This window comes from Saccharopolyspora erythraea NRRL 2338, from assembly GCF_000062885.1.
Lineage (GTDB): Bacteria > Actinomycetota > Actinomycetes > Mycobacteriales > Pseudonocardiaceae > Saccharopolyspora_D > Saccharopolyspora_D erythraea.
The window spans coordinates 2,961,613-2,979,061 of record NC_009142.1; the positions used below are offsets into that span (position 1 = coordinate 2,961,613).

The 17,449-nt window shown below is 68.4% G+C and carries 19 protein-coding genes; 13 read left to right on the forward strand and 6 right to left on the reverse strand.

Annotated features, from left to right (window positions below; translation table 11 throughout):
• Window positions 1-7: 7 nt before the first annotated feature.
• Complete coding sequence (locus tag SACE_RS13120; RefSeq protein ID WP_197537738.1) at window positions 8-1,045, reverse strand: ABC transporter substrate-binding protein; 1,038 nt, start codon at window positions 1,043-1,045, stop codon at window positions 8-10.
• A gap of 146 nt (window positions 1,046-1,191) precedes the next feature.
• Here SACE_RS13120 and SACE_RS13125 point away from each other — a divergent pair, with 146 nt between their 5' ends.
• The 8 genes from SACE_RS13125 (at window position 1,192) to SACE_RS13160 (ending at window position 8,928) form a co-directional block, all read left to right on the forward strand.
• Window positions 1,192-2,139, forward strand: a complete 948-nt coding sequence (locus tag SACE_RS13125; RefSeq protein WP_009947613.1) for a TauD/TfdA family dioxygenase — start codon at window positions 1,192-1,194, stop codon at window positions 2,137-2,139.
• Window positions 2,140-2,218: 79 nt separating this feature from the next.
• Window positions 2,219-3,025 (forward strand): alpha/beta fold hydrolase, encoded by an 807-nt coding sequence (locus SACE_RS13130; RefSeq protein ID WP_011873794.1) that lies wholly within the window; start codon window positions 2,219-2,221, stop codon window positions 3,023-3,025.
• 121 nt (window positions 3,026-3,146) lie between these two features.
• Complete coding sequence (locus SACE_RS13135; protein ID WP_009947611.1) at window positions 3,147-4,016, forward strand: SAM-dependent methyltransferase; 870 nt, start codon at window positions 3,147-3,149, stop codon at window positions 4,014-4,016.
• A gap of 160 nt (window positions 4,017-4,176) precedes the next feature.
• Window positions 4,177-5,100: an ABC transporter ATP-binding protein gene (locus tag SACE_RS13140; RefSeq protein ID WP_009947610.1), complete on the forward strand. Its 924-nt coding sequence runs from the start codon at window positions 4,177-4,179 to the stop codon at window positions 5,098-5,100.
• Window positions 5,097-6,725, forward strand: a complete 1,629-nt coding sequence (locus SACE_RS13145; RefSeq protein WP_009947608.1) for an ABC transporter permease — start codon at window positions 5,097-5,099, stop codon at window positions 6,723-6,725. Before SACE_RS13140 ends, SACE_RS13145 begins: the two co-directional genes overlap by 4 nt.
• 53 nt (window positions 6,726-6,778) lie before the next feature.
• The gene (locus SACE_RS13150) at window positions 6,779-7,213 is read left to right on the forward strand and encodes a VOC family protein (protein ID WP_009947607.1); all 435 of its coding nucleotides are present in this window, start codon (window positions 6,779-6,781) and stop codon (window positions 7,211-7,213) included.
• A gap of 101 nt (window positions 7,214-7,314) precedes the next feature.
• Entirely contained in the window at window positions 7,315-8,262 is a 948-nt protein-coding gene (pip, locus tag SACE_RS13155) for a prolyl aminopeptidase (RefSeq protein WP_009947606.1), read from the forward strand.
• A gap of 315 nt (window positions 8,263-8,577) precedes the next feature.
• Window positions 8,578-8,928, forward strand: a complete 351-nt coding sequence (locus SACE_RS13160; RefSeq protein WP_143538136.1) for a hypothetical protein — start codon at window positions 8,578-8,580, stop codon at window positions 8,926-8,928.
• Between the two features lie 540 nt (window positions 8,929-9,468).
• On the opposite strand, the gene SACE_RS13165 is transcribed toward SACE_RS13160, so the two are convergent.
• Window positions 9,469-9,975: an SRPBCC family protein gene (locus tag SACE_RS13165; protein WP_009947605.1), complete on the reverse strand. Its 507-nt coding sequence runs from the start codon at window positions 9,973-9,975 to the stop codon at window positions 9,469-9,471.
• Window positions 9,976-10,190: 215 nt separating this feature from the next.
• Here SACE_RS13165 and ligD point away from each other — a divergent pair, with 215 nt between their 5' ends.
• A complete protein-coding gene (ligD, locus tag SACE_RS13170) occupies window positions 10,191-11,126 on the forward strand; it encodes a non-homologous end-joining DNA ligase (protein WP_009947604.1) in 936 nt (311 codons plus the stop codon).
• Window positions 11,127-11,225: 99 nt separating this feature from the next.
• Here ligD and SACE_RS13175 read toward each other — a convergent pair whose 3' ends face one another.
• On the reverse strand, window positions 11,226-11,810 hold the full coding sequence (locus SACE_RS13175; protein ID WP_009947602.1) for a dihydrofolate reductase family protein: 585 nt from the start codon (window positions 11,808-11,810) through the stop codon (window positions 11,226-11,228).
• A 229-nt stretch (window positions 11,811-12,039) separates the two neighbouring features.
• Here SACE_RS13175 and SACE_RS37610 point away from each other — a divergent pair, with 229 nt between their 5' ends.
• The 4 genes from SACE_RS37610 (at window position 12,040) to SACE_RS13180 (ending at window position 13,802) form a co-directional block, all read left to right on the forward strand.
• Entirely contained in the window at window positions 12,040-12,555 is a 516-nt protein-coding gene (locus SACE_RS37610; protein ID WP_009947601.1) for a hypothetical protein, read from the forward strand.
• 192 nt (window positions 12,556-12,747) lie between these two features.
• On the forward strand, window positions 12,748-12,906 hold the full coding sequence (locus SACE_RS38295; protein WP_009947600.1) for a hypothetical protein: 159 nt from the start codon (window positions 12,748-12,750) through the stop codon (window positions 12,904-12,906).
• Window positions 12,907-13,106: 200 nt separating this feature from the next.
• Entirely contained in the window at window positions 13,107-13,259 is a 153-nt protein-coding gene (locus tag SACE_RS37615) for a hypothetical protein (RefSeq protein WP_009947599.1), read from the forward strand.
• 129 nt (window positions 13,260-13,388) lie between these two features.
• The gene (locus tag SACE_RS13180; RefSeq protein ID WP_011873797.1) at window positions 13,389-13,802 is read left to right on the forward strand and encodes a TIGR03618 family F420-dependent PPOX class oxidoreductase; all 414 of its coding nucleotides are present in this window, start codon (window positions 13,389-13,391) and stop codon (window positions 13,800-13,802) included.
• Window positions 13,803-13,970: 168 nt separating this feature from the next.
• On the opposite strand, the gene SACE_RS13190 is transcribed toward SACE_RS13180, so the two are convergent.
• From SACE_RS13190 to SACE_RS39165, 3 genes are all read right to left on the reverse strand, one after another.
• Window positions 13,971-15,767 (reverse strand): caspase, EACC1-associated type, encoded by a 1,797-nt coding sequence (locus SACE_RS13190; RefSeq protein WP_009947597.1) that lies wholly within the window; start codon window positions 15,765-15,767, stop codon window positions 13,971-13,973.
• Between the two features lie 251 nt (window positions 15,768-16,018).
• Entirely contained in the window at window positions 16,019-16,300 is a 282-nt protein-coding gene (locus SACE_RS40385) for a LysR substrate-binding domain-containing protein (RefSeq protein ID WP_009947596.1), read from the reverse strand.
• A gap of 430 nt (window positions 16,301-16,730) precedes the next feature.
• On the reverse strand, window positions 16,731-17,120 hold the full coding sequence (locus SACE_RS39165) for a hypothetical protein (protein WP_231849997.1): 390 nt from the start codon (window positions 17,118-17,120) through the stop codon (window positions 16,731-16,733).
• Window positions 17,121-17,449: the final 329 nt, after the last annotated feature.

The following is a 17,449-nucleotide window of genomic DNA, read 5'->3' on the forward strand; positions in this document are numbered from 1 at the left end:
AGCTCCGTCAGCCGAACTTGGACTTCAGCATCGGGACGAGTCCGTTGACCGCGTAGGGAATGCTCAGCACCGAACCGGCGGCCAGCGCGAGGGACACGTTGAAGTCCTCCACGACCGTGACGCGGTTCTGCTGGGCGGCCCTCGACGCGGCCAGCGCCGGGTACTGGGCGAACGTGTCGGCCTTGGACAGGCCCTCGCGGGTGAGGACCAGCACGATGTCGGCGTCGACGTCGTTGATCAGTTCGGGGGACAGCTCGACGAAGAACTTCGACTCGCCCAGCCCCGCGACGTAGGGGGACGGCACCAGCCCGAGGGAGGTGAGCAACTTCGTCCGGGTGTCGGCGGTGGTGTACACGCCGAGCTGGCGGCCGCTGCCGATCAGCACGGACACGGTCTTGCCGTGGAACGACGGGTTGTCGGCCTTGATCTTGGCGAGCACGGCCTCGGTGTCGCTGACCAGCTTCTCCCCGTCGGCCTTGCGCCCGACGGCGGTGGAGATGATCCGGGTGGAGTCCTGCCACGCGACCGAGTTCGGCGACGTGTTCGGAGGCAGACCGATGGTGGGTGCGAGGTTGCTCAGCGTCCGGTACTCGGCTTCGTCACCGGTGGCCTGCACGTCGAGGATGAGATCCGGTCGCAGTGCGGCGACCTTCTCGAAGCTGATGGGGTTGGTGATGATCTCGGGGTTGGCCGCTCCGAGCTTCGGCTCGGCCCACACCCCGACACCGCGGGTCATGGCGGGCACGAACCGGTAGACGCACGCCGGCACGATCCCGAGCGCGAGCAGCACGTCGTGGTCGGTCCGCCCGACCGAGGCCACCCTCACCGGCGGTTGCTTGATGGTGACCGGGCCGAACTTGTCGGTGATGGTCACGGGGAACGAGCCGGCGGGAGCGGTGGGGGAGGAGCCAGGTGGGGCCGGGGCGCCCGCCTCACCCCCACCGCACGCCGACAACACCGCGGCCGAGCCCGCGACCGCGGCTCCCAGGCCGAGGAACCGCCGGCGACTCCATGTCGGTCCCAGCCTGTCCGCTTCGTTCGTCACAACGCCTCCCGGGGAAATGGTGGAACGGCCGCGGCACCTCGGCCGTGTCGATCCACAGTGGATACTCGGTCTCCGTTCGGGGTGGACGGAAACCGCGCGGCAACATAGCATAGCCTCACCTAACTAGCCATGGATTGGAGCGAAACATGACCACTTCCGCGACGTCGGCACCGTCGACCCTGCCTTTCGTCATCGAAGGACAGGGCTCTGCCACCGAGCACATCGGACGCGACAGCGCGACGATCCATGATCAGCTGACCGCGCACGGCGCGGTGCTGATGCGCGGGTTCGACGTCGGCGGTGCCGAAGGCTTCGAGGGCTGCGTCCGCGCGCTGTCGGGGGAGCCGTTGACCTACACCGAACAGTCGACGCCGCGCAGCAGGATCAAGGGCAACGTCTACACCTCGACCGAGTACCCGCAGCACGCCGAAATCCCGCTGCACAACGAGATGTCCTACCAGGCGGTGTGGCCGCTCGTGCTCTTCTTCCACTGCGTCGAGCCGCCGCACACCCAGGGGGCGACGCCGTTGTCGTCGACGAGGAAGGTCTACGAGCTCGTCGATCCCGCGGTGCGGGAGGAGTTCGAGCGCCGGCGTTGGATGGTGGTGCGCAACTACGGGGAGGACGTGGGCATCCGCTGGTGGACCGCGTTCAACACCGAAGACCGCTCCGAGGTCGAGCGGTTGTGCCGCGACGGCGGTGTCGAGCCGCAGTGGATGGAGGACAACGGCCTGCGCACCCGTGCCGTCCGGGACGTCGTCCACCCGCACGCCGTGACCGGTGAACCGGTGTGGTTCAACCACATCGTGCTGTTCCACGAGAGCAGCCTCGATCCGGCGGTCCGCGAGGGCCTGGTGGAGATCTACGGCCAGGACGGGTTGCCGAACAACACCTACTACGGAGACGGTGCGCCGATCCCCGACGACGTGGTCGACCACCTGCGCCAGTGCTACCGGCAGGCGGCCACGCGGTTCGACTACGAGCGGGACGACCTGCTGATCGTGGACAACATGGCCGTGGCGCACGGCCGCGAGCCCTTCACCGGCCCGCGCAAGATCGCCGTGGCCATGTCCGAGCCGTCGAACTCCAAGTGAGGAGCGAAGTTGCCGACCGCGAAGCTTGACGCGCTCACCGGGCGCGGCCCCGCACCGTCGATGTCCGGGGAGGGTGCGGGTGCCGGTCGCTGAGCTCAACGGTGTCCGGATCGGCTACGACCTCCACGGTGATGGAGATCTCGTGCTGCTGGTGATGGGCACCGGAAGTCCGGGTCGCGTGTGGAACCTGCACCAGGTGCCGAGCCTGGTCGAGGCGGGCTACCGGGCCGTCACGATCGACAACCGCGGGATCGCCCGGTCGGAGCTGGGGTCCGGCGAGCTCACGATCGACCACCTGGTCGGGGATGCCGTGGCACTGATCGATCACCTCGGTGGCGGCCCGGCTAGCGTCATCGGAACCTCGTTGGGCGCGCGTGTCGTGCAGGAACTGCTCCTGGCGCGTCCGGATCTGGTTTCCCAGGCCGTGCTGATGGCCGCACACGCGCGCCTCGACCCGGTGCAGCGCGCGCTGAGTGCCGGAGAACGCGCCCTGCACGACCTCGGAACCACGTTGCCGCCTCGCTACCGCGCTGCGGTGACCGCGCTGCACAACCTCTCACCCAGTACCCGTGCGGACGAGAACGCGATCAAGGACTGGCTCGACGTGTTCGAGCTCTCGGGGGCCGGTGCGGACGCCGGGACCCGTGCGCAGCTGGCGCTCGCGGAGTTTCCCGACCGGCTGGAGGCCTACCGGGCGATCACCGTGCCGACGTTGGTGATCGGCTTCGCCGACGACCAGATGATCCCGCCCCGGCTCTCGCGCGAAGTCGCCGACGCGGTCGGCAGCGCCCGCTACGTGGAGGTGGAGGACTGCGGGCACTACGGCTACCTGGAACGGCCCGCCCAGGTCAACGAGTTGATACTGGAGTTCTTCGCGGAGCTGTGACGGGTGGGCGTTGGTGTCCGTGCGGCGTGGCAGTCGGGCTGCCTTCGCGATCCCGAGCACCCGTCGGTGCTGGTGCTGCCGCGCACCGCGGCACACCGCCCGGCGGGAGAGGAGACCGATCATGAGCAGCGCCGCAGCGCAGACCGCCGTGGGACCGATGACGATCGTGGCGATCGACCAGAGCGAGCAGCACCCGCTGGTCCGCGACGAGCTCGCCCGCCGGATGCTGCCCGCCGGCGTGAGACCGGTCGTGGCACTGACCCGCTGGAGACCGGCCCGGCGCTGGATGATGTCCGCCACCGACAAGCACATGCCCGGCCTGTGGGCGAGCATGCTCTGCCGGAAGCGCTACGTCGAGGACAAGCTCACCGAATCCGCTGAGGAGGGTCTGGATGCCGTCGTGATCCTCGGGGCGGGCTTCGATACCTGCGGATACCGGCTGCCGTCGCTCGCGGGTACCCCTGTGTTCGAAGTCGACCAGCCGGAGAACGTCGAGCGCAAGCGAGCGCGGTTGCGCGCTCTGTTCGGGCGGGTGCCAGAGCCGGTCAGGCTCGTCCCGGTCGACTTCGAAACCCAAGCCCTGCCCGAGGTGCTGACCGAACACGGCTACGGAGTCGGGCAGCACCGGACCTTCTTCGTCTGCGAGGCGGTCACCCAGTACCTGACCGAGGACGCCGTCGACGCGACGTTCCGGTTCTTGGGTGCGGCTCCGTCCGGCAGCCGGATCGTGTTCACCTACATCCGCAAGGACTTCCTCGACGGGACCGCCATGTACGGCGCGGAAGCGGCATATCGGGAATACGTGCTCAGACGTGGGATGTGGACCTACGGGATGCATCCGCACGAGGTCCCGGCCTTCCTCGACGAGTACGGCTGGGAGCAGGTCGAGCAGGTGGGACCGGCCGAGTTCGCCGCCCGCTACATCGCGCCCGCCGGCCGCGCGCTGGCCGCCTCGGAGGTCGAGAGGTCCGTGTTCGCGGTGAAGCGCTGAGACCACCCGAATCCGTGGCGCGGAGCGAAAGTGACGGGCTTCGGGATAGTTGGCGGTGTCGCCGGGGGTTTCGGCGAGGGCGAGCGAAGAGTAGCTTGACGTCGAGGTGTGCCGGGAAGTCTGGTCGGCGGTATCTGACCCCTGCCCGGAGTGAGGTTCCGTGTCCACCCCGACTGCGCGAGGTTCCCGAGCGGAGAACGCACCGGCGATCCAGACCCGTGGGCTGACCAAGCGGTTCGGCCGCACCACCGCTGTGAAGGATCTCTCGCTCGAGGTCCGCCCAGGCGAGGTGTTCGGCTTCCTCGGACCCAACGGCGCCGGCAAGTCGACGAAGATCCGCATGCTGCTGGGGTTCATCCGGCCGTCCTCGGGAACCGCGCGGGTGTTCTCCGACGACGCGCGGGATGTTCGGCGAGCGCACCGCCACCTGGCCTACGTCCCCGCGGACGTGGCGCTGTGGCCGGCGCTGACCGGCGCCGAGATCCTGGAGCTGCTGGCCAGGGTCGGGCCCGGCAGCGACACCACCTACCGGGACGAGCTCGTCGACAGGTTCGAGCTCGAACTCGGCAAGCGGGGCAAGGCGTACTCGACCGGAAACCGGCAGAAGGTCGCCTTGGTCGCAGCTTTCTCGACCCGGGCACCGCTGCTGGTCCTCGACGAGCCGACCAGCGGGCTGGATCCGCTGATGGAGCGGGAGTTCCGCCGTTGCGTCGCTGAGGCCAGGGACCGGGGGCAGACCGTCTTCCTGAGCTCGCACCAGCTGGCCGAGGTCGAGGCGGTGTGCGACCGGGTCGCGATCCTGCGCGCCGGACACCTCGCCGAGGTGGCGAGCATTCCGGAGCTGCGCCGGCTCCGCCGCACCGACGTCGAGGTCTCCTTCGACGGGGTCGCACCGGACGTGAGCGGGCTGCCCGGAATCCACGACGTCGAGCTCCTCGACGGCACGGGCATGCGGTTCTCCCTCACCGGACCGCCCGGCCCGGCGTTGCGCGTGTTGGCGGCCTCGGACGTGACGGCCTTCCAGATGCGCGAGCCGAGCCTGGAGGAGATCTTCCTCGACTACTACGGGGATGCGGTCCGATGAGAGCTGAGACGCTGCGCGGTGAACCCGGCTCGGCCCCGCGCAGGCCCGGCCGAGCGCTGACCGGTCTCGCCGTCCGCCAGATCCGCCTCAGCACCGGCGTGGTGCTCGCCGCCGCGGCGGGGATGTCGGCCTTGGTGGCCTGGCAGTACCAGACCACGTTCGCCGGTGTGCTCAACGCTCCGGCGCTGCAGGCGCTGGCCGCGAACCCGGCGATCCGCACCCTGTTCGGACCACCGGTCGCGTTGGACGACCCGGGCGGATTCACCGTCTGGCGCACGGGCACCCCGGTCGCCGTCCTGGTCGCGGTCTGGGCGGTGCTCAGCGCCACGCGCCTGACGCGAGGTGAGGAGGAATCGGGCCACTGGAACCTGCTGCTCGCGGCGCCCATCCGCAAGACGGCTTTGGTGAGCAGGGCCCTTCTGGTTCTCGCGGCCGGCGTCGTGCTGGTCGGCATCGCGGTGGCCGCGGCCCTCGTCGCGGCCGGGACGTCGGCGACCGGGGCTGTTCTGCATGCCGCGGACATCGTCGCCGTTGGGCTGGGATTCGCCGCGCTGGGAGCGCTGGCCGCGCAGGTCCTGCCCACGCGCGGGGCGGCGACCGGGCTGTCGGTGGCGGTCCTCGGCGCGATGCTGCTCATGAGGATGGTCGCCGATGGCGTGCAGGCCCTGGCGTGGCTGCATTGGGTCACGCCGTTCGGTCTCGTCGCCGAAGTGCAGCCCTACGCGGCGAACCGGCCGGTCCCGTTGCTGGTGCTCGCCGTCGTGCCACCGGTTCTGCTCGCCGGTGCTGTTGTCGCGGCGATCCGGCGCGACGTGGGCGCCGGGCTGGTGACCGTCGCCGCCACTCGCCGGGCGCGGACTCGGCTGCTCGGCTCGGTCGGGGCGTTCGCGATCCGCAGGAGCATCGGCCCGGTCGTCGGCTGGGTGCTGGGGATCGCCTCGTACTACTTGCTCATCGGGTTGCTCACGCACTCGCTCACGGAGTTCGTCACCGACAATCCGCGCTTCGCCGAGTTGGCCGCCGCGGCCGGGTTCGGCGGGCTCGGGAAGGCGAGCGGCTACGCGGCGGCGATGTACGGCCTGCTCGCGATCCCGGTCGGGGTGTACGCGGCCGCGCGGATCGCCGCCGTGCGCGCCGACGAGGTCGATCGGCATTCGGTGCTCCTGCTGGCTCAGCCGGTGTCGCGCAGCCACCTCGTCGGCGTGGAGATCGCGGCGGCCGTCGGCGGCGTGTTCGTGCTTCTGACCGGGGCCGGTGTCGCGACCTGGGCGGGCGCGACCGCGGTCGACGCGGAACTCGGACTCGGGGCTTCGCTGACCGGCGTGCTGAACATCGCGCCGATCGCGCTGCTGTGCCTGGGAGCCGCGGTCCTCGCGCTGGGCTGGACCCCGCGGGCGGTGCTCGCCATCGGATCGCTGCCCGCTGCCGGTGGCTTCCTCCTGCAGGTGCTCGCGCAGAGCACCGGCGCGCCGCGATGGGTCGGCCAGCTCTCGCCGTTCGCGCACATCGCGTCGGTCCCGGCCACCTCGGCGAACTGGGCGGGTGTGGCCGGGCTGTCCGCCACGGCCTGCGGTCTGGCGAGCATCGGTGTCATCGGCTACGCGCGGCGCGATCTCGCTGCTTGATCCTGACGACAATTCAAATGCCGGTGAACAGCACGCGCCGCTATGGTGGACCGATGACGTCGGTCAAGCAGTTCCAGGTCACCTTCGACTGCGCAGAACCCGAGCGCGTCGCTCGTTTCTGGTGCGAGGTGTTGGGGTACGTCGTGCCGGCGCCACCGGAGGGGTTTGCCACGTGGGACGACTTCGACCGCTCGCGGCCGCCCGAGGATCGGGGTTCCGCGTTCGCCTGCTCTGATCCCACAGGTGTGGGCCCGCGGCTGTACTTCCAGCGCGTTCCCGAAGGCAAGGTCGTCAAGAATCGAATGCACCTCTGCGTGCGGGCCGGCACCGGGCTCGTGGGTGAAGAGCGCCTCGCCACCCTCGAGGCCGAGTGCGCACGACTGGTCGCGCTCGGCGCGGCACGCGTGCGAGTACTGCTCGCCGATGGCGAGAACGAGTCGTGCATCGTGATGCAGGACATCGAGGGCAACGAGTTCTGCCTGGACTGACGACCTGATCCGGGGTCGGCAGGTTCGTTGAGTTCAAGGCGAGGCCCAAGCCCCGCTCGACGTCGTGATCGCGCTTTTGCAGTGACGGTTGGGGGTCGCAGGTGTATCCGGAAATCGAGCCGTACGACTCCGGGAAGCTCGACGTGGGAGATGGGCACCGGGTGTACTGGGAGGTCTGCGGCAACCCGCGGGGCGAGCCGGCGGTGGTGGTGCACGGTGGACCGGGCTCGGGCTGCTCAGCCGGTGCGCGCCGGTTCTTCGACCCGTCGACCTATCGAATCGTGCTGTTCGACCAGCGCATGTCCGGCCGCAGCACGCCGCGTGCGAGTGAGCCCGGCGCCGACTTCACCGCCAACACCACCGAGCACCTGCTCGCCGACATGGAGTTGCTGCGCGAGTACCTGTGCATCGACCGTTGGATGGTGTTCGGCGGCTCATGGGGCTCGGTGTTGAGCCTGCTCTACGCCGAGCGGCATCCGCACCGGGTCACGGAGATGGTGCTGTGCGGACTGGCCACCGGCCGGCGGGCGGAAACCGACCTGCTCACCCGTGGGCTGGGCGAGGTCTTCCCGGAGGCATGGGCGCGGTTCCGGGCCGGAGTACCCGAGGCCGACCGGGACGGGGACTTGGCCGATGCCTACCACCGGCTGCTGATGGATCCAGATCCGGCCGTACATACCAAGGCGGCTCGCGATTGGTGCGCGTGGGAGGACGCCATCGTGCCGACCTCACCCCCGAGCCCACGCTTTCAGGACCCGGCCTTCGCCCTCGGCTTCGCCCGGACCGTCACGCACTTCTGGCGGCACGGCTCCTGGCTGGAGGAAGGAGTGGTGCTGGCGGAGGCCGGGCGGTTGACCGGAATTCCCGGGCTGCTCGCTCAGGGCACCCTCGACCTGGGCAATCTGATCGGCACTCCGTGGCAGCTTGCCGCAGCATGGCCGGGCAGCGAGCTGGTGCTGGTGGAAGCGGGGCACCACGCCAACGGGGCGTTGGGCGAAGAGATCGTCCGGGCCACCGATCGATTCCGCAGCTCGCCCACCGTTGCCTGAGCAGGCAGGCGGCGCGCGGACCGGGGCCCATCCGCCCAGCTGCCTTGGTAGCCGCGGATCGCAGAGCGGGCCTCATCCGATCGGCATGCCCTGCTGAACATCTGGCGCAAGTCCAGAGATGACAACGCAATTCGGCCGATCAGTCGGCGCCTACGCGCGTCCCGGCGATGCGGCCGTGGAGGATGTAGGCAGCGCGGTAGGTGATGGCGGGTTCGCGTTCACCGCCGAGCGGGCTGTGGACGAAGTCGTCCGGGACCGGCGTGTGATTCGACGTCGCCCCCCGTGCCCTGCTCAGGGCGCGTCGAAGGAGTAGGCATGCACGATGACGAACTGTACGTAGAACTACTACGACGACTCGGGGGAGGAGCGCACACCGCGGACACGTCGTCGGAACCGGTGATCGAGTTTTCCCCTACCGTCGATGGAGCGTCAACCGAGGCGTTGGTGCGTCTCCACGTCACTCAGGCCTCCTTGGGGGAACACCTGCGTGCTATGGCCAATGATGGTGAGCGCGTGTTTCCGGGAGAAGCGCCACTAGTGGGTGCGCTCCAGCTCTTTCTCGTCCACATCGACGAGGCGGTCAACACACGGCAGCCCGGACATGATGATCTCATCGTGAGGTCAGGCGGCGTATGGGCTTTCAGCTCCGACGAGCTGGAAGGATAGGTGCCGACCATGTGGGACTCTCGGCTTGCACACATCCGAGAGTCCCACGCCGCTTGCGCTTACAGTCGGACCGAACCCGCAGCTGCCGGATGATGACGGCGGCGATGTGGTCCGGTGAAGCATCGGTGCGGGCGTGTACGGTGATCTGCGGCGAACACTCCTGTTGCCCCGGGTCCGCCATCTGGGCTTCGTTTGGCCGCACCGGCGCGGTCGGGTTCGCGAGACGAGTGATGCCGGTGCACACCACGATCGCCCGGGTGACCCCGGTTCGCACTCGCCGACGGGCGGGCTGAGCCATTGTTGTGGACCTCGTCGAGCCGATGCGAGCCACGGTGGGCCGCACGCCCAGAGTGCCATCGCCGCAGTTCAGCACGATCAGCATGGCCAGGCTCGCAGGAATCGTGTCGCCGCTGGCGCCGCAGTTGTCGGGCGGCCTACGCGGGAGTTGCGGCGGCCGACCTGGTGGCCCTCGGCGGTGAGGCGTCGTGGGTCTACGGAATCGGTCGGATGGATGCTTCGGGCCGACCGCGTTTTGGGCGCTCACCCCGTTGAGGGGCCAGGGCCTGCTTGGCCGGGATTTGGTTCGTTCTGCGGCGGTGGCGAGATGTCGCCGCGCCATTGACCGGTGGCGGTGCCCCGGCGCTCGATGAAGTTCTTGAACCGGTTGAGGTCGGCCTGGATGCGTGAGTCGATCGCGCCCGTGACTTCGCCTGCTTTCTCCACGATGCCCTCCGGCTCGAAGTCCATCTGCAGGTGAATCCGGGTGTTGGTGTCGTCGATCCGGTGCACGGTGACGACGCCGGCCTGCTTCGGCCCGGACGTCACCTTCCAGGCGACGCGCTCGTCGGGGTGCTGCTCGGTGATCTCGGCGTCGAACTCACGGCGTACGCCGCCGATCGAGGTGACCCAGTGGGTGTGCGTGTCGTCGACTTGGTCGACGCGCTCGACGCCTTCCATGAACTCGGGGAACTCGGTGAATTGCGTCCATTGGTTGTAGGCGGTGTGCACTGGCACGGCCACGTCGACCGACTTGGTGTGCGTTGTCACGGCTACCTCCAGCAGCAATCAGAGTGCGTTGCCACCCACTGGCTACCCGAAATGCACGGCCCCACACACTTGTCCGGTTTCGCTGCGGTCTGGCTGTGCGGGCCCGGAACGTCGCCCCGGCGCGGCTGCTGTTTCCTGCGAATGCGGGACGGTCGGCGCACGCTTCTCGTGTGGCGTTGACGTGGGCGGGCCCGTCCTGGCTTGAGCGAGGGCCGATGCTTCCCACCGCGGACGTGCCACCCCAGGGGCAGGGGTGGGCGTTCGAGTTCAAGTGGGATGGCATGCGGGCATTCATACTCGCGAGCGGCGAGGGCGTGCGGGTGATCAGTCGGGCCGGCAACGACACCACGAGCGCGTTTCCGGAGTTGGGGGTGCTGGCCGAGACCGTCGGTGGGCGCCGGGTGGTCCTCGACGGTGAGGTGGTGGCCTGCGACGTCCGGGGCCGGCCGGACTTCGGACGGCTGCAGACCCGGATAAGCCGCACGCAGCCTAGCCCGCTGTTGGTGCGGCAGGTGCCGGCGGTGCTGCTGGTGTTCGACTTGCTGATGGTCGACGAGGTCGAGTTGCTGACTGTTCCGTACGTCGAGCGCCGGGAGCGTCTGGCGGCGTTGGGGCTCGGCGGCGTCGGGACGGTGCGGATGCCCGAGCACTACCTCGATGTCACCGCCGAGCAGCTTCTCGCGGTCGCCCGCGAGCACGACCTCGAAGGGATCGTTGCCAAGCGCGTGCAGTCCCGCTATCGACCTGGTCAACGGTCGCGGGAGTGGATCAAGACGGCGATCCGGCACACGACCAACGCCGTCGTTGGCGGGTGGGTGACCGGGTCCGGCGCCCACCGCCACGTCCTCGGCGCTCTGCTGCTCGGCGTGTACGGCGTCGATGGTCGCCTGCACTACGCCGGGCATGTGGGAACGGGGTTCAGTGATCGGGACCGGGCGGTGTTCGCCGAGGGCCTGGCCGAGCTGGCGCGACCGACCAGCCCGTTCGCTGATCCGGTGCCGCGGGAGTTGGCTCGGTACGCCCAGTGGGTCGAGCCGCTGATCGTCGCCGAGGTCGAGTACCGGCAGTGGACCGACGACGGGCGACTGCGCCACCCCGCGTTCCGGCAACTCCACCCGGAGGTCACGCCCGCGAGCGTGCGCCGACCGTGAACCCCTCGGGGAGCAGCCGGACTCGCCGGAGAGCGGAAACCGCGGCGACGGGGCCAGAGCGCGGGCGATCGCGATCCGCTGGGGTGGGTCCGTCGTTGGTCAGGGACGGGTGAGGTGCAGGCCGACGACGCCGTTCGCCAGTGCGGTGACGCCAACCGTGGCGAAGCGGGCGTCCACACCGTCGGGGAACAAGCGCAGCCCGCCACCGAGCAGCACCGGGACCATGAACAGGCGCAGGTCATCGAGGAGGTCCAGACGCAGCAGCTCGCCGATGACGCTGGCACTGTTGGCCACCAACACGTCACGGCCCGGCCCCTTGCGCAGCGCTTCGACCTCGGCGGCGAGGTCGCGAGCGATGCGCGAGTTCTCCCACGGCGCCTCGGTCAGGCTGCGCGAGACCACCACCTTCTCGGTGGCGTCGAGCCACCGGCCCAGCTCACGGGTCCGGGGCTCGGTGTTCTCGTCGCGGGTGATGCCAGGCCACACGGAGTAGAAGCCCTCGTAGCTGGTGCGTCCGAGCACGATCGTGTCGGCGCCGCGCCATATCCCTTCGAAGTACTCGGAGGTCTGCGGATGCGTCGCGGCTTCGTGCAGCCAGGTGTCGTGCGCCGGGCCGCCTGGACCGCTGGTGTGACCGTCGAGGGACACGCCCGCCCAGGCGACGATGCGACGGGATGCACTCATGCTGTCTTCCTTTCGTTTCGCGAACATGCCTGAGCTTCGCATGAGTATCGCTGATCGCCAGGTGGCAACAACACCTTCAAGTGGAGTTCTTCCGTGTCTTGCTGTATTCGATTACCCATTCGTGTCATTGAACGTGGTTTCTGAGACCAGGTACTGTGCGAGAATTGCGACGCAGTTTACATGCTGCGGTTTATTGCGTCAGCTCTCGCTCCGCCCAAGGCGGATCTGCATGTCCGGCAAGACCGTCTCGAAGAAGCGAACAGAACCAGCGGGCATCGAGGCTCCGCTGCCGGACCCTGTCATCACGCTCACGTGGGAGTACGCCGGGTCGTACGAACTCGCGCAGGAATTCCTGGAGATTGAAGGGAAGCGAATGAAGGTGAAAGCCGGCGACTACTACGATTACGTGCCGGGTCGGATCTACAGCTTCGACGGAAGCTGCACCCTTTCCCGGATGGCGCCAGACCTGGATGAGGTCTATGCCGAATCTACGGAGGGCGTGGACCTGTCGGTCAACTACCACCGCACCTTCAGCATCCGCCAGCCGCAGGACAGGGCGACGGCAAGGTCAGCCCCACCGGGAGCTGAACAACTTCTCGGAGGATTTTCGGGTCACCCGCTGGGAGAACGCCGACTGCATCGGCGACCAGCAGTCCTTCGGTCCCGGCTCACGAGGACCAAGATCGAGCGGCCCCGGGCCCTGCCGCTGTCCCACGTCCCACCCAAGAGCGCGAAACCCGAGTAGGCGCGCCGTGGCCGCATCGAGTGCGTCCAGCGCGCCGCCGAGGTCGGCAATGCCTGCGTCAGGCCTCGCGCTGGTGCTCTGATGGGGTTGCCTGACTGACGATTGCACATCCGGGTGGCACGCGCGGCGCCTGGCGGCGGGGGCGGTGATGATGTTGTGCGGCACCCGTCACCCGAGCCCAGGAGGCTTTCCATGCTGCGTGCCCTGATCGCCGCCGTTCTGACCGCCGCCGCGCTGGTGGCCGGCGCGGGCGCCGCGCACGCGCAAGAAGTCCCGGACATCGTGTGCGAGACCGCCATCCCGCCGGTCGAGGAGGGGATTGCGGTCGTCAGCAACCTCGTGTGCAGCTAGCGGGCCGCCTGGGGTGTGCCGACCGGCCACCGGGGTCATATCTGCAAGCGCGGTTCTCCATATGAACCCCATGCGCCTCTTCGCGCACCCAGATGCCGTGACCATCCTTCTTGCGCGCACGCCCAGGCTCGGAAACGGCCCGGGGCTCGGAACGACGATCGTTTTCGAGCCCCGGTGCATCTGTCGATCAAGGCGACGAGATGCGCACAGCCCAGGTCCATGGCCTGGGCTTCTTCCTTCAGGGGCGGCGCGCGAAGGGGCAGATCGGCGCCTTCGCTGTGGCCATGTGCGGCGACGGTGGTGCGTTGGGTGATCCGAGCGTGAAGGTGCTGTGGGCCAAGCAAGATCGGTAGGGTCTGAGCTGCCAGATAGTCGAGACCTGTCCGGGATGGTGACGTCTGAGGCGGATCGACCGCAGCGGCGCGCGCCCGTGTCGGTCCTTCGGTGATGGCCACGTTGCCGAGCGATGAGGGGTGCTGTGGATGCATGAGCTGACCGAGGACGTCAGGGAGCGGCTGGCGTCAGCAGCTGTGTGGTTCGTGGCGACCACGTGCCCGGACGGGTCGCCGCATGTGAGTCCGATGTGGGTCGGTCTGGACGGCGACAGCCCGTGGTTCAACACCTCCGTTGGCAGGGTCAAGGAGCGCAACCTGCGTCATGATCCGCGCGTTTGCCTTTCGCACCACGCTGATCCGTTCGATCGCGTTCAGATCAACGGCCGCGTCGCGCGCTTCGTCGAGGGGCCGGAGGCGGAGCGTGACATGGACCGGCTCGCGCAGAAGTACCTGGGCACGCCGTTCGAGTGGTTGCTGCCGGGGGAGCGGCGGGTGACGGTGGTGATCGAGCCCCTGCGCGTGCGTCATGTCGTCGGTGTCGAACCCTTCAGGCCGCGCTGAGCAGGTGACTCACCCGGAGCCTGGCACCGTTGCACGGCAGCGTTTTCGGTTTGGTGCCGACACCATGCGCGAAGCCCGGATGATCGCCTTCCACCTCGAGTTCTGGGAAGGCGACGAGGGAACCGGTGCGCTCCTGCCACGACGTCGCCGCCGGTGGACTCCGGCCGGTCATTGCTGGATGTCGACGCTGGTGACGATGATGTCGCTCAGGTGGCGGTTGTAGGGGTCGTCGCTCTGGCGGCGCTTGGTGTCGATGACGTTGAGGCCCTCGTCGGAAATAGTGCCGAACACCGTGTCATCGTTCTCGTTGTCCTCGAATTGCACGGAGAAGTCCGGGTAGTAGGCGGAATGCATGACCAGGTATCCGCGGAGGGCCCGCAGCCCGGGAAGGCTCTCGTCAGCCGAGGTGTAGCCAGGGCTTTCGTCCCTGGCTCCCCGCGGGCCGCACGTGAGGAAGGGGACGTTGCCACTGACGCAGCGGGCGTTGTCGTAGAAGCCCTGTTCGGCCAGGTGGACGAAGCTGTTGACCGTGCACGGGGCCAGCGATCGGTCCAGAATCGCCGGGATGGTGCCGATGTTGGTGTTGATACCGGCCCGCACTATGCCCTTCGCGGGAACCTCGCCGCTGGCCGGTGGCGTCACGGATCTGATCGGTTGCTTTCCGTCCGGCTGGTACTGGCACGTAACCGGGTCTGGTAGCGGAGTCGGCCGCGTTGGCGGAGCCACGAAGCCAGGGGGAATCTGCGTCTGCTGCTGCGCGGCGTCGCCGTTGGAGCCTCCGGGTCCGGGGAGCAGCGCCACCGCCGTGACCACCGTCGCGGCGGCCAGGCCGATCGCTGTGCTGATGAGGGCCGTCCGCCGGAACCTGGGCGACCACGCCTGTTGTTGGTCGCCGTCGCCCGCGCGGCGGTCGTGGTCGGGCAGGCTGGCAACCGCCGAGTCCGGTGTTCCTCCGTCGGGTGACTGGGGAGCGTCCACCGGCGGGGACGGACTCGCTGCGGTCTCGGCTCGTGCCAAAGTTGCTTGCGCGGCGGCGACGACGGAGCTGGCGTTGTCCTCGGTGAGCTTGGCCAGTGCGGTGCGGGCGGCTCGTGCCGCGCTGGCACTGTCCGAGTGCAGCAGCGTGGACAGCTCGCCGACGATCGCCAGGCGCACCGACGTAAGGGGACTGCGCATGGCTTGGGCGACCTCGGGCGGGAGGTCGGTGGCGGCCGGGCTGGTGGCCACGATCAGGCGGCCCTGGAACCTGCTGTCCAGGCCCGGCGTCTGGGGTTTGCCCGCGGCTTCGACCTGTTCGTAGATGAAGTCGTAGAGCTCGTCCACGTCGATCAGGCCGTCGCCGTTGCGGTCGGCGCCACCGGAGCGCAGGCCCTCGACCAGAGCTCCGGTGAAGACCGACGGGCTGGCTGCTCCGACGAGCGTCGAGCTGGCCGATTCGCCTGCTTCGAAGGAGTACTCCAGCGCTGACGAGGACGTCATGACCGCGCTGCCGCGTCCGCCCAGTTGCGACAGGACGCCGGCGTTCTCCCCGGTGCGGTGGGTGGATCCGGGCGGGAACGCGCCGGCGAAGCAGCAGTCCAGGAGGACCACCACGCGGCGGGACCTGGTGTTGTCCATCTGGTTGCGCACGAACTGGGCGCTGACCGCGGTCGCGTTGAGCCGGTCGTGGCGGGAGTTGGTCATCGCCAGGTGCAGCCGGCCGTAGTCGTCCTTGATGCCGTGCCCGGAGATGTAGAGCAGGACCAGGTCGTCCAGCCACGCCGCCGCGAAGAGGTCTTCGATCGCCAGGTTCGCTTCGTGCGCGGGCGGGTTGTGCAGCGCGTCGACCTGGTATCCGCCGATGAGCGGGGCGGCGAGCACCGCGGCCAGCGCATCGGCGTCAGCGCGCGGCGTCCGCAGCTGTTGGAAGGTGGCGTCGGAATAGCTGTCGGTGGCGATGAGCAGTGCCCGGCGCTTTCCCGTCAAACCAGCACCACCCCAGAACCACGATCAATTCCCTGCGTTGCCCCGGTGCTAGAGCGTAGCGAACCTCTCACGTTCCGTTGATCGCACCGGCAGACCCGCGGCGCGGATGCCCGACGTTTCGTCCGCTCGGAGCGGTGAGGGCGTGTTCGAGGAGGTCATCCGGGGCCGGTGGCCCGGCTGTGGTGTCCGTGTGCTTGGAGGTCAGGTCGGCGGCCGATGGCGGCTACGGACACAGGCGCCTCGCGCCTGGCTCATTCCTCGGCCAGTGCCTGCATTCGAGCGACAGCGAATTCGATCACGGTCTGTACGGGGCGAGAGAGAACCGCGTTGCGTCGATGCACGATGGCGAAGGAGTCGTAGAGGCTGGGTTCGAGAGGGGCGCTGTAGAGGGGTGCGGGCAGCTTGCCTTGCTGCCGCCGCAGGATGCTGCGGGCGGTGATGGCGTCGGCGACGCCGAGCGCGGCGATTTCAAGGGCGGTTTCGACGTTCTCGACTTCGATGGCGGGCTGCAGGGTGCCGCCTGCTGACTGCACGGCTCGCTTGGTCCCGTCCGCAGGTTCGTTCAGGGCAGGAGCACCAGGGTCACGAGTTGCCACCAGGGAAAGACGACTGCGGGTTCGGTCGCGATGCCGGCACCCGGCATGGGCTTTCCGGACAGCTTCAAAGTGTGGCGCTGGGAAGGCTGCGAGCCCTACCCGGCTTGCCAGTTCTTGGGGCAAGCTCGCGCTGGGGCGTAGGGGCACGTTGCGGTGGTCCCGGAAGCGGGGGAGTCGTGTCGTCGGCTGAACTGGCGCCTGCCGGCGCGGTGGGGTGACCACCATCCGCGCGACAGGCGCCAGCGGCAGCGAACAGTACGGACGCGCACTGCGTTCGCAAACAGTCGCGCTGGCATGTTCTGCGCACGTTTCCGCTATTGCACATAACTTGCAAGGGCGAGTTCCGTGCGCCTCGGAAATGGTGTTGTCAGCGCCGGATCGCCTTGACGATCAAACGGCCGATGACGAGATAGACGAGGGCGGCGAGTCCGTAGTTGAGGATGACGCCGAGGAGTGCGTCGTCGGGGGTGAAAACGTCGCCGAGGCCGAGGACCAGGACCTGGGCCAGGCCGTAGACGAACGAGACGAATTCGTTGCCCTGGTTGGCATCGAAGACCACGAACAGGATGTGCAGCACGAAGACGGTGACAACAACGCCGGTCACGATACGAATGATGTTCGCGACCGTGTCGCCCGTCTCGTCCCGCCTCCGGTTGGCCGGCTCGTAGTAATCACCCTGCGGCGGGCCATGTCCCGGAGAGTGCCCAGGACCCTGCGGTGGGTAGGGATTGTGGCCTTGCGGTGGGTGGTAACTCATGGGCCGCGATTGTGAACACCCGCAGATCCACATCGCAAGGCCGGTGGCGGTGACTGTTTTGAGAGCACAAACACATCGGACGTGAATTCGCTTCGGGAAAGCTTCGTGGTCTGCATTGATGCCGGGTTGGTAATTGCAACTAACAGGGGTGCTCGCGGAAGAGGTTGCTTCGGCGTGACACGGGCGTTTTCTGATCGTTGCCCGCGCTGTGCGTTTGCTCCTATTGGGACGCGTTGGTCTTTGCGATGCTTGCGCGTCACATGGTCGGGGGTCATGGCGAACCGAATTCAACGGCGCGTCAAGCGCGTCCGGGAGAAAAGGGAACGGGC